Source organism: Mastigocoleus sp. MO_188.B34, assembly GCF_030065675.1.
Classification (GTDB): Bacteria; Cyanobacteriota; Cyanobacteriia; order Cyanobacteriales; family Nostocaceae; genus Mastigocoleus.
Map to the genome: position 1 here is coordinate 1 of NZ_JASJDK010000181.1, position 12,064 is coordinate 12,064.

Consider the following 12,064-nt stretch of genomic DNA (forward strand, 5'->3'; position numbering starts at 1 on the left):
AATTACGGCTAATGTGAATTAAATTCAGCCTTGTAATATCAAGGGTTTCAAGAACCGGCTTAAATCAGGTTTCTGATTATTCTCACGAATTTACGTTATTTCACCTTCTAATTCACATAAGGCGTAATTTATAAAACACTAAGTAATATCTAATAACATAATATAGCCTTAGCAATACGAAGAATATTCACCGATAAAACTTAGAGAGTATCAATTCATTCATATTACTAATATGTCTCAATTTTAACTAACTCATCCTGTAGGATGGTTAGCACAGTTGGTAGGACTAAGTATGTACCTGAAATTACGGATTGCTACTTTTAATTTGGAAAACCTGGACGACGAACCTAGTAAAAAACCCACGCTTCAAGAACGTATTACCGTAATGGGTCCCCAACTTTTGAGACTAAATGCGGATATCCTTTGCTTGCAGGAAGTTCACGGACAAGAAGAGTCTAATAAGCCCAGGGATTTATTAGCACTTAAGGAATTATTAAAAGGCACAATATATCAAGACTATTACCTGAGCAGCACTCAAACCAAACAAAAGCAACAAGTATTTGACAAACGTAACTTAGTTGTTCTCAGTCGTTTTGAGATTATCGAATATCAACAATATAAACATGAGTTTGCACCAGCACCTTCATACCGTCAAGTGACAGCACAACCAGAGTCGGAAGAAGCGAACGAAGTTACTTGGGAACGACCGATTTTACACGCTAAAATCAAACTTCCCAACGCTCAAACTTTAAATGTAATTAATCTTCACCTCAAATCCAAACTACCAAGTAATATTCCCGGACAAAAAGTGAATAACTTTACTTGGAAAACTCCTGCTGGTTGGGCTGAAGGCTTTTTTATTTCCTCGATGCGTCGGGTGGGACAAGCCTTAGAAACACGTTTTCTCATTGATCGACTATTTGATGAAGATGAAAATGCTCTAATTGCTGTGACAGGTGATTTTAATGCTGAAGGTGATGAGGTTCCAGTTGAAGCAATTTGTGGCGCTGTAGAAAATACAGGTAATCCTCAGCTAGCCAGTCGAGTTCTAGTACACTGCGATCGCTCAATTCCAGAATCCCAGCGTTACACTTTGTTTCATCACGGTCAAGGTAGAATGTTAGATCACATTTTAATCTCGCGATCGCTGATGAGTTACTATCGAAGTGCAGAGATTCATAACGAAATTTTACATGATGAATCAATAGCTTTTGCAACGGACAAGCTTTATCCAGAATCAGATCATGCACCTCTGATTGCTGAATTTGAAATACCTCTGAGTTCGTAGTAGCACTTTAGCGCTAAAGAAATACTTAATTGATTGCTGTATAAAGATAGATAAAAATCAAATTAATTACAGTTAATCATGGATTCTAATATAAATATTCAGTTACCTATCCCCCCTCATTTTGAGGCAACAAAAGTTGGAGAAGTGTGGCGTGTAACTTATCAGGAAATTGCGACTTTAGCACACTTTTGGAGAAAAAAATATCACATACAGCCAGCATCGACCGATAAAGCTCGTGTTTGTTTATTATTAATAGACGTACAAAATACCTTTTGTATACCCAATTTTGAATTATTTGTTGGCGGCAAATCTGGGAATGGGGCAGTAGAAGATAATGTAAGATTATGCGAATTTATCTACCACAATCTAGGTGTAATTACAAGTATTATACCGACTATGGATACCCATAAAGCAATGCAAATTTTTCATCCAGTTTTTTGGGTAAACGAAGCCGGAGAACATCCAATTCCAGCAGTAACAAATATTACACCTGATGATATTGCCAAAGGTATTTGGAAAGTTAATCCCGCAGTTGCCTATAGTGTTACTAATAATGATGAAAATTTATTACAAAAGCAAGCTTATAATTATGTTCACAAATTGACACAAAATGGTAAATATCCCTTAACAATCTGGCCTTATCATTCGATGTTAGGTGGTATTGGTCATGCTTTAGTTTCAGCAATAGAAGAAGCTATATTTTTCCACAATTTAATTCGTGAAAGTCAAACCCAATTTGAAATTAAGGGTAATAATCCCTTGACGGAAAATTATTCTGTATTAAGTCCAGAAGTTTTAGAAGGATTTGACAAAAATCCAATTGCTCAAAAAAATACAGCTTTAATCGAGCAACTTTTGGAATTTGACGCAGTTATTATTGCTGGACAAGCTAAAAGTCACTGTGTTGCTTGGACAATTGAAGATTTATTAAACGAAATTCAACAGGTTGATATTAAACAAGCTCAGAAGATTTATATATTAGAAGACTGTACTTCTCCTGTGGTAGTACCTGAAGTAGTTGACTATACAGAAACAGCAGATGCAGCGTTTACCAAATTTGCTGCGTCAGGAATGCACTTAGTGAAATCAAGCGAACCTATTTCTAAATGGTTGAAAATTAAAACTTAACAGCAACCAATTACCCATTACCCATTACCCATTACCAATTCATTGCTGCAAATAAGAGTTTGGATTCTTTGCAACCCAACCCAAATCTGAACTCGAGCGAATTTCAAAATGAAGGTGTGATTCAGAAATACTAGGAGTTCCACTAGAACCCACCTTTCCCAACACATCTCCTGTTTTCACTGACTGTCCCACAGCTACATTAATGCTGCCAAGATGAGCATAACGACTTTGTAAACCGCTTTCATGATAAATGACTACCAAATTACCATAGGAACCTTGTTCGTCAGCAAATACTACGGTTCCAGAGTCAACTGCTTGGACATTTGTTCCAATTTCTGCTGACAAATCTACTCCACTATGGAAAAATACTTCTTTAGTAGCCTGATTCATTTGCCAGCCAAACGGATAAATCACTTTGGCTGGCGATGATAACGGATAACCGGCTACTCGCTCTGGTATAACTGGTTGTTGAGGAGAATTTGGATTAGATTGCTTTGCAGGAGGGTTTACTGATTTTCCTAGCTGGGGAACAAACACTATACTCGGGTTTTTTAAGCAACCATTAATTTCAAACAATACATCAGCACGGACTTTATACTGTGCTGCAATTTCCTTCAAACTTTGTGTAGGAGATAGTTCGACTATCACCCCGTTATAAGGTGGGATTAATATTTCTTGACCAACACTAACACCTTGATTTGTCAAACTCCTATTCATCCTGATAATAGTCGCACTTTCCAAGTTGTATTTCTGGGCTATTTTTTCTAAAGTTTCCCCAGAGTTTACCCTGTGTCTTACAAAGCGTTCCAGGGCTGGTGTGGGACAACTTTTAGTAGAAGTCTGTGATATTACGGTTTTTGGAACCATTAATACTACAGCTAAAGTGGTAAATAAACTACAAGGAAACAGTAGACGATTGCTAGCAGTCATATTTGAATTAAATATTTTTCCTAACTTCCACAGATGAACGATCGAATAGTTGGCTTACTACATATAGTTGGCGTACTACCTTTCTAGACTAAATTTATCGTCTGTGAAAGAAAGTTGACAGGTATTAGTATCAATTATTGAAGTTTGGTAAGTATTTTTACTAATTATTTGCGGTTGACTCTCAAGTACATTTTAAATTCTCATACACCATAGCAATGGACTGTATTTTTATCTACTTAGTAATATAGCTAGTTAATAGCTTGCTAACAGACGCTTGAGAAAGAACGCGTCTGCATTGCCATCCATGACTGTAACAACTATGAATATATCGCTAAAGCAACTGACCGTTTATTTTTCCCTAGTGGCTCTTGGTAGCGGTGTAGGCTTGTTAGGTGGTTACTATCTCCTCCCTACACATCATCCCAGACCAGAATTAAGAAATGTTACGGTATCTTTACCACCACAAATAACCCCCCTCAATCCAGTCAAAATCCCAGTAAAAACCAGGAGAGGAGAACAACAAAACTTTATAGCTTCAGCAGTCCTACAAACTGGACCAGCAGTAGTTCGAATTAATGCTACTCGTAAAGTAGCCAATCCAATTTCGGACGCATTGAAAAACCCTCTATTGCGCCGGTTCTTTGGTGATGAAGAAGATACTTTTCCCCAAGAAAGAATTGAGCGTGGAACTGGATCGGGTTTTATTATTGCTGAAGATGGAAGAATATTAACTAATGCCCATGTAGTAGCAAACACAGATACGGTTATAGTAACCCTCAAAGATGGCAGAACCTTTGAAGGCAATGTGTCGGGGGTAGATACTATTACCGATTTAGCAGTAGTAAAAATTGACGCAAGCAAACTACCGACAGTTAAATTGGGTAATTCCCAAAATTTAATACCCGGTCAGTGGGCGATCGCAATTGGCAATCCTCTGGGTTTGGATAACACCGTAACCATTGGGATTATTAGTGCGACTGATCGCACCAGCGCCCAAGTGGGAGTCCCTGACAAACGAGTTAGCTTTATTCAAACCGATGCTGCGATCAATCCAGGAAACTCTGGCGGACCTTTATTAAATGCAAATGGTGAAGTAATTGGTGTAAATACTGCAATTCGTGCTGATGCTCAAGGTCTTGGCTTTGCCATCCCCATTGAAACAGCAGCCCGCATTGCTAATGAATTATTTACAAAAGGGTACGCAGATCATCCCTTTTTAGGTATCGGGATGGAAGACCTTAACCCCAATAAGAAAAAACGGATTAACAAAGAACAAAAACTGAATATTAACCAGGACTATGGAGTGGTCATCGAACGAGTCTTGAGCGATTCTCCGGCAGAAACAGGTGGGCTCCGTCCTGGGGATTTGATTGTAAAAATCAATAATAAATCTATCAAGACAACTGCCCAGGTCCAAAAAATCGTAGAATCGAGTGCCGTGGGAAATACTTTAGAAATCCAGGTAGATCGAAATGGTAAATTACAAACTTTAAAAGTACAGTTAGGCACCGATTCCCGCAAATAGATGGTAGCCGCTAGTCGGTAGTCAATTACTGCTGTAAGGGTGACTATTTGCTGTTTACTACCGATCGTTACTTAATCGGTCTAAATGCATTCGCTGTTCCATCTGGCGCAGGAAATAGCCGGTCATCATTGCCGATGCCAACATACCAGCGAGATTTTCTCTGTCAGTAGTAATCTGTACATTGAAACTCTCAGTAGGTAACATTCCTACCAGCCCTTGAACATTTTGCGAAATAATTTGTTTAATTTCCGGACTAACGGATTGGGCAACCCGCGCTAAGACTTCTGGTGGTTGATGCTGCAAATATTTGAGTAACTGATTTATGTGTTCGTCACCATTTTCATTAAGAAGTTGGTGGGTATGTTCCTCAAAGTTATTATTCAGAAAGTCGGGATTAAACACCATTGGTAGTTTTTTTTAGCTTAGTTGCTAATTCTACTCTAAACCATAGTTGAAGTGGGAGAAATATTTATCCCTGTCATAGGGCTATGTTCGATCGGCAGCAACTGAAGTTACAGCAGTGGTTTCTTGTGATTCTAAATTTAATTCCAATTGTTTTTCTTTTCTACTCAAAGATAAAGAATGTGGCAGTTGTTCGATTTGAAAATACTGGTTAAATTTGGGAGTTACCTGCAGCGAATAAGAGCGAGAGTCACTATCTCTACGTTTCTTGACAAAACCTTGTCCAACTAATTCCTGTACGTGCTGATATGCACCTGAACCCCGGACATCAATTAAATCACTTTGCAATATTGGTTCATTAAGGGCAATTGCAGCTAAAGTTCTCAACGCTCCTACTCCTAATTCTACTGGAATGAGAGTATTCACTAATTCGTGGAAATCAGACCGCAATTGTAGACTGTAGCCTTTTGGAGTTTCTACAACTTCCAAGGCGCTGTCACGGCGGGCGTATTCGTCAATGAGTTCGATAATGCCTTCTTCGGCACTTGCACGGTCGCAAGCGGCATATTCGGCAATTTCACTAATTGACAGGGGCTTTCCCTTCAAATAGAGAATCGCTTCTATCTTAGTTGTTGAATTCATCGATTGCCAGTCATTGGTCGTTGGTCAAATTATAGCCAGGGGGGAAGTAAAGGTACATTTCCTTTTGACTTGTGTGTTAAAAGCATCATTAAAATAAACTCAAAGAATATTTTCCTAAGAAATACTTTGAATTTTAATCTTGCTTTACTGCTACTGTGTTTAGCACTCTAAAGCTTTAGGTCATTACTCCCTGGCAATTGCCTGTAGACTTTTAAGCAAGTACAAATAGTATCTAAATTTCACAGATTTTATCTTTAATTTTTACTTTACTCAGACAAATGACACAGGAAAAATAATAAATGTTAGGTATTTATCATCATACCTGTAGAGGTGTCAAGTAGATTTATTGGAGATTGGGGATTAGGGGCTGGCGTTAGCGTTCGCTAACGCCAATTCCTAGTCGCCAATCCCCAATCGCCTCTTACCTACCTCTAAGAATAAATTCTGCGATCGCTAAATCTTGGGGGGTAGTCACTTTCAAATTTGTTTCTTCTCCAGGAACAATTTTTACCGGTAAGCCACATCTTTCAAATAATGCTGCATCATCGGTGACTTTCCACCCATTATCAAGTGCTTTTTCATGACATTCCTTTAACAATTTGACATCAAATCCTTGGGGGGTTTGTGCAGCCCATAACTTACTGCGTTCGGGCGTATTGTGAATGATGCCATGTTCATCTACAACCTTGATAGTATCCTTGACTGGTACAGCGGCGATTAATCCTTGAATTTCACGAATAGAATCGACACAACGGTCAAATAATTCTGGGGTAATGAGACATCTTGCTCCATCATGAATCAATACCTTTTCTGCTCTATCTGGTAAGGCTTGTAGCCCATTGTAAACTGATTCTTGACGGCTAGAACCACCCCTAATAATTTTTATCGCCTTGGTTAATTTCAAATCATCGACAATTATCTCTATTTCTTCTCTGTCATGTGGTTGGCAGATTATGGTTATATCACTGATACTACTAGCCTTTTGAGCAGCTAGTAACGTCCAAGTGAGAATCGGCTTTTCTAAGAGCGACAAAAGAAGTTTATTGCGATCGCTCCCCATTCTTCTTCCGCTTCCGGCGGCTGGGATTAATAAGTACACAAAATTCCTCAATCTTCAGGCTTTATATTTTCCCCTAAAATAAGGAGCGAGTTAGCATAAAGAAATTGAAATGCGAATAGTAGCCCTTGTCCCTGGCGGAATTGGCGACCAACTTCTATTTTTCCCGACCTTAGATGATTTGTTGTCCAAAATTCCCCAAGCACAGATAGATGTCGTCACTGAACCCCGGTCTAAAGCTGCTTACCAAGTGAGCAAATCAGTTCGTGAAGTAATTGGCTTTGATTTTTCAGACCGCAACAGTTTGGCTGACTGGGGTAACCTGGTGGGCACAATTCGCGATCGGGAGTACGATATTGCCATTACAAGCAAGCAAGACTGGTTCGTTGGTCTTTTGCTATGGTTGACTGGTATTCCTCAACGTATTGGCTTTAAAGGTAGTGGAAGCGTTTTTCTGACAAATTCCATTCCCATGAACGCCAAGCAGTACGCTGCTTATATGTACCATGATTTGCTGGAAGAATTGGGTTTTAAATCTCCTTGTCCTGATTTAAGTATCAATGTCCCTAAGAATGATATTGAATGGGCACAAAGAGAACAAGTGAGGTTATCTGTTAATGAAACCGGATATGTCTTAATTGATGGAGGCTCTTGTCCACAAAGCAGTCAAAAATTCCAGAGCCGAAATTATCCATTGGAAAACTGGTTACAAATTATTCAAGATTTGAATATGAAGCAACCAGATATGCCAATATTAGCAGTTTCAACTTCAGAAAACCCTGAGTTTTCTCTTAACTTGAAACAAGCTTTACCTGAGCTTAAGCTCATTTATCCAGACAATATTGGTAAATTAGCAGCTACTATTGCTGGGGCAAACTTAATGCTTTGTACGCACAATTCATCAATGTATTTGAGTGTCGCAGTGCAAACATACACTATTGCCTTATTTGGCTCTACTAAACCTGAAGAAGTTTTACCCCAAAGCGATAAAATTATTGCTATCGAGTCTCCGAGTGGAAAAATCGCTGATATTTCACCTAAAACAGTTTTGGAAAAAATCTTTGCATAAACAAGCTTCTTGAGGAAAACGCTAATAAAACCGGAGATACACTGATCGATAGCCTTTAATTTCAAATTATTTGCATTACTTGCTGATGATTTTGTACTCTCCACACAAGCGTTTTTTGAAAATTTACAACCTCTATTTCCTGTTTATTAAAGGAACTTGCTGGGAATAATTTTTTGCCCAGCAAGTTATGTTTTTTTGTGATATAAACTACAGACACTCTCAGGTATTTTATTATACCATAAGTGTTTATTCTTTTCTAATAAGGAAAGAAAGGCTAAAAAACCCTAATTTACATATGCTGTCGTCATAGATATTTATTATTTTTGTATGGAGGAAGATTATGAAGCCCAATAAGCCAATTTAGTACTTGATAGCTTCGGAAAAAAGCTACTTTCAAGACTATTAATTTCGCTAAAAATGCTTATTTTATTTTATACAGATTGTTAGTGAAGGGTCTAACACCTCTGTACAAAATAGGTCAGTATATGTAATGCTAAGGGTCTCATCCAATCATTACTCTAGTTAATGTTTGTTCGTGTTGTAGCAAAAAGGTCTATCAATTTACTTTGTTAGCTTTTCTTCTGCTGTGAGGAAAGTAAAAAGGTTAACTGCTAGATTTGTATATGTAGACCTTAAAAGCTTTCGAGTAGTGATTTTAAAAACATTGATTTTTTTCAAGCAGCCTGTTAGTTTTGAGTTTTTTTGGGAACAATATATTCGCAAGCAAAAAACAGCTTGAGTAGTGGGTAGATATTCAAGCTTAAATGTTGTTTACTTAGAGTTAGCTATGTACAGCTATCTAGGTAGAAAAACTAAAGGTGAAAATACTATGAGTGAAAAATATCTTCACAGAGAAGCTGCTATTCGAATAGTTAGAAATTTGTTCTCACTAGTTCTTTGTGAATTTAGTAGGGGCATATTTACACGATCTATAACTCAGTTGCAAATGGAGACAACTATGTACATTTCTTGAGAGCTAAATTATTTTTTTAGTAATCAGTATTACTTAATTAATTTGAATTTCTTACATATTTGTATGGAGAGTAAACAATAAAAAGTATAAGGTAATATAGATCACCTTAAACTATTTCAAAAGGGTGATGCGAGGCGAACACAAGCCATCTAAATTAGTAACATCTCTAAAGATGAATTAACGTCTAAAGATAAATAAAAATCACACAAAAGAAGTTAAGGTCACAAAATTAGTTGACAAGCTCGAGTGATTTAAGTTCCGATTATTGTGAATAATCTTGATGCAGCAAGACAAAGTAATTTCCTAGTTTGGTATAAATTGGTATAAATTAGTCTATCTACATAAAGCCGATTTTAAATAGCTTATTGCTGTGTCCTAAATGTCATAAAACTAATTATTTAGATTTCCTTCTTGCTGTAAAAAAGTGCATCGATCATTTATCTAGCTCGCGATTAAAAGGGAAAGCAAATGGCGATTCGATTACATAGCTTTATTAGTACCGGCAAACGTTATTTCCAGGTAGAAACTCAGCCATATCACATTACTGGATTATTCACCAAAATATCTCATGCTTATGATATTGGTGCTGAACTAGCCAGTACTAACACTTGGTACTATGAGTGTGAGGAAGAAGGTACAGTGAGTTTTTACCAGGCCGGCCATAATAATTCAGATGATTCTGGTATTTGGACTTACCTAGTTTATGATTGTCCAGAAGGACAGGAAGAAATATTTCGCGATTCTCACATCGATACAAGTACAACTTCTTTAGATAAATTGTTATCAGGGCAAGATTTGTTAATTGTGCCCACCGACCTCAAGGAATATATCCAGTATCAGCTGACTGATAGCCAGTATTTAGATATCCAACTACCTTTTGCTTGGTATAGCGATGGGAGAAGAGAAATTGCTCACCTCCTACGCGATGAAGCTATAGCTTTAAGAGACTCAAGTATTTTTACTCAAGGTGCCGGAAAAGAATACACTAGAGCAGCTATTGACCTGTTCATTCAAGCAGCAGAAAAAATCTTGGAGGAAGGTGGTTCCCTTGAAGAATTTGAAATGATACAACATGAAGTCTTGAAGCAAATAAAAGTTAAGGATGTAGCAAATGTTATAGTTGAATACAACGACTATCGTATCTGGCACTCCACACTACCGAGTAAATCCAAGGCAATTGAATACGCTTTTAACACAGCACTGCTTTATATCAGTCAAATCAAATAAATACTATTAGTACAAAAAAAACTAAAATTGTTTTTTGCTACAGGTGCGTAATTATTGAATTACGTACCTGTAATGCTTTATGTTTTTAGCATTTCAAACAAGGCGTCATCTAGATCGTAGCCTAACAACTGCGCCATTGATTTCAAACGAGATGAGCTTGGTATGTCATATTTCTGTAACCAATCACTCAAAACAAAGATTTTTTGCATTAAGAAGATTTCTAACGCTTCAGGATTATACTGAATACCTTCTTTTGAACTAAATTGGTGGGGAACCAGCATAGCTGTATAACGAACAAATTCTCCAGATTTCCAGTCAAGAAACCAAGGTAGACAAGGGTAGCAAGCATCAAGACGGACAAACCAAAGGCGAATCTCCGGTACCTCCGATATTTCTCTTGGGTCACCTGGTTCCAAAGGATATTCAATCGTAAAACTTAACTGTTGCTCTAAAGATTGTATTGCTTCTTTCGCAAGTACTTCATCCCTGTCTTGCTTTAAGGTGAGATCGACGATCTTTTTTACTGGTGAAAGATCTAAGGAGTTAATGGATTGAGAGTTGATTACAATATTTGTCATTGAGTCAAGTCTAAAAATATTATTTGGAGTAGCCTTGACATCTCATACTAAGCTAATATGCCTTCCCAGTCACATCAGGTTAATAACAACAACTTTATAATGTATATATAGTTACTTAATATATGAGTGCTTGTAAGTCCCTAGACTTCTGTAGAAACTTGAAAAACTTGTGAAACTAGCTGTAAAAATTCTTTTTCTTCGGTGGAAACTTCCGAATCTGAAACAGTTAAATTCATACATATCTGTAAAACTTGTTTCTTCAGTTCTACTGTTTTGACTCTGTCACTAATATCTTCCAAAAAACAACGAATTTTCTCTGGACTCTCTAAAGCTTTTCTCACTTTCGCGATCGCAATACCGAGGTAATATTCTACGGACATGGGTGACTTCCAGTCAAGGGTTTCAATATACCTCCTAATCGCTTCCTCTTCTTCTATTTTTAAGGTTTTATCAGCATACATCGTCATTATCAGTAGTTCAACTATCGCTTCTTTTTGAGTTTGCTCTGACTTATCTGTTGATAAAGAACCAAACAGCAAGTGGATTTTATCTTTCATAAACTACTAAAAATGTGTAAACAATTTTACTTGATTGCAGGTACAAGTATAAGTATAAGCATTGAAATATAAAAGATAAATAAAATACAAATTGATGGTATTTTTTTGTTTTTTTTATAATTTTGAACTGATTATATATGCACTCAATTAGACAAATTTATGTATATTTTTTTGTCTATCAAAAGATAATTAATAGATTGCTAGTAGAATAAATATGTGGAAAATAAATTGCTTTTTTCTTTTAAAAGTAGATATTCAAAAATGTTTTTTATAAATAAAAATTATTTTTATACGATTAATAATATTTAGATAAATAGTACAAATATAAAATAGGATACAAGATTTTTATCTGTTTGATTTTTCTCTTGTAATTATCTTGAATCATATTTTTCAAGTTTGGATTGTGGAGAGAATTAGGATTTATTAATTCATGATAGGACTACCAAAATTTCTAGATTTCTAATTTTGATTTCTAATTTGAATGTAGTGGTTGATTTTAAAATCGTGCTACTTAAAAACAAAATATGAGTTGTGTGCTGATTTATCTTTAGAATCTGCATATCAACTTGTTTAAGTTTGTTTTTGTCCTAGAGTAATTAACTCAGGACTTACACAATTGTCACAATACACCGGTGGTGCGTGACACTCAAAACCTTATTAATAGGTTCAGATTAACTCGCTTGTGTCA

At 36.6% G+C, this 12,064-nt stretch carries 11 protein-coding genes; 5 read left to right on the plus strand and 6 right to left on the minus strand.

The genetic code is table 11. The features are described 5' to 3' along the window. The first annotated feature begins 292 nt into the window (after nucleotides 1–292). Nucleotides 293–1,288 carry an endonuclease/exonuclease/phosphatase family protein gene (locus QNJ50_RS26795; protein ID WP_300641705.1) on the plus strand — a complete coding sequence of 332 codons (996 nt, stop codon included), beginning with the start codon at nucleotides 293–295 and terminating at the stop codon, nucleotides 1,286–1,288. Nucleotides 1,289–1,366: 78 nt separating this feature from the next. After that, nucleotides 1,367–2,416, plus strand: coding sequence for a cysteine hydrolase family protein (locus QNJ50_RS26800; protein WP_300641707.1), 1,050 nt, complete (start codon nucleotides 1,367–1,369; stop codon nucleotides 2,414–2,416). Nucleotides 2,417–2,455: 39 nt separating this feature from the next. Here QNJ50_RS26800 and QNJ50_RS26805 read toward each other — a convergent pair whose 3' ends face one another. Further along, a complete protein-coding gene (locus tag QNJ50_RS26805) occupies nucleotides 2,456–3,346 on the minus strand; it encodes a M23 family metallopeptidase (RefSeq protein ID WP_300641709.1) in 891 nt (296 codons plus the stop codon). A gap of 319 nt (nucleotides 3,347–3,665) precedes the next feature. Here QNJ50_RS26805 and QNJ50_RS26810 point away from each other — a divergent pair, with 319 nt between their 5' ends. After that, complete coding sequence (locus tag QNJ50_RS26810; RefSeq protein ID WP_300641711.1) at nucleotides 3,666–4,871, plus strand: HhoA/HhoB/HtrA family serine endopeptidase; 1,206 nt, start codon at nucleotides 3,666–3,668, stop codon at nucleotides 4,869–4,871. Between the two features lie 57 nt (nucleotides 4,872–4,928). Here the strand turns inward: QNJ50_RS26810 and QNJ50_RS26815 are convergent, their stop codons facing one another. The 3 genes from QNJ50_RS26815 to ispD form a co-directional block, all read right to left on the minus strand. Continuing rightward, nucleotides 4,929–5,276 (minus strand): DUF760 domain-containing protein, encoded by a 348-nt coding sequence (locus tag QNJ50_RS26815; RefSeq protein WP_300641713.1) that lies wholly within the window; start codon nucleotides 5,274–5,276, stop codon nucleotides 4,929–4,931. Nucleotides 5,277–5,357: 81 nt separating this feature from the next. Beyond that, complete coding sequence (scpB, locus tag QNJ50_RS26820) at nucleotides 5,358–5,915, minus strand: SMC-Scp complex subunit ScpB (protein WP_300641715.1); 558 nt, start codon at nucleotides 5,913–5,915, stop codon at nucleotides 5,358–5,360. A gap of 421 nt (nucleotides 5,916–6,336) precedes the next feature. Beyond that, the gene (gene ispD, locus QNJ50_RS26825; RefSeq protein WP_300641717.1) at nucleotides 6,337–7,014 is read right to left on the minus strand and encodes a 2-C-methyl-D-erythritol 4-phosphate cytidylyltransferase; all 678 of its coding nucleotides are present in this window, start codon (nucleotides 7,012–7,014) and stop codon (nucleotides 6,337–6,339) included. Nucleotides 7,015–7,084: 70 nt separating this feature from the next. On the opposite strand from ispD, the gene QNJ50_RS26830 reads away from it, so the two are divergent. Then, nucleotides 7,085–8,041 carry a glycosyltransferase family 9 protein gene (locus QNJ50_RS26830; RefSeq protein ID WP_300641719.1) on the plus strand — a complete coding sequence of 319 codons (957 nt, stop codon included), beginning with the start codon at nucleotides 7,085–7,087 and terminating at the stop codon, nucleotides 8,039–8,041. 1,441 nt (nucleotides 8,042–9,482) lie between these two features. Further along, nucleotides 9,483–10,241 carry a hypothetical protein gene (locus tag QNJ50_RS26835; RefSeq protein ID WP_300641721.1) on the plus strand — a complete coding sequence of 253 codons (759 nt, stop codon included), beginning with the start codon at nucleotides 9,483–9,485 and terminating at the stop codon, nucleotides 10,239–10,241. Nucleotides 10,242–10,318: 77 nt separating this feature from the next. On the opposite strand, the gene QNJ50_RS26840 is transcribed toward QNJ50_RS26835, so the two are convergent. Next, nucleotides 10,319–10,819, minus strand: coding sequence for a CRR6 family NdhI maturation factor (locus tag QNJ50_RS26840; protein WP_300641723.1), 501 nt, complete (start codon nucleotides 10,817–10,819; stop codon nucleotides 10,319–10,321). Between the two features lie 140 nt (nucleotides 10,820–10,959). Further along, nucleotides 10,960–11,376 (minus strand): TerB family tellurite resistance protein, encoded by a 417-nt coding sequence (locus QNJ50_RS26845; RefSeq protein WP_300641725.1) that lies wholly within the window; start codon nucleotides 11,374–11,376, stop codon nucleotides 10,960–10,962. Between the last annotated feature and the right edge of the window lie 688 nt (nucleotides 11,377–12,064).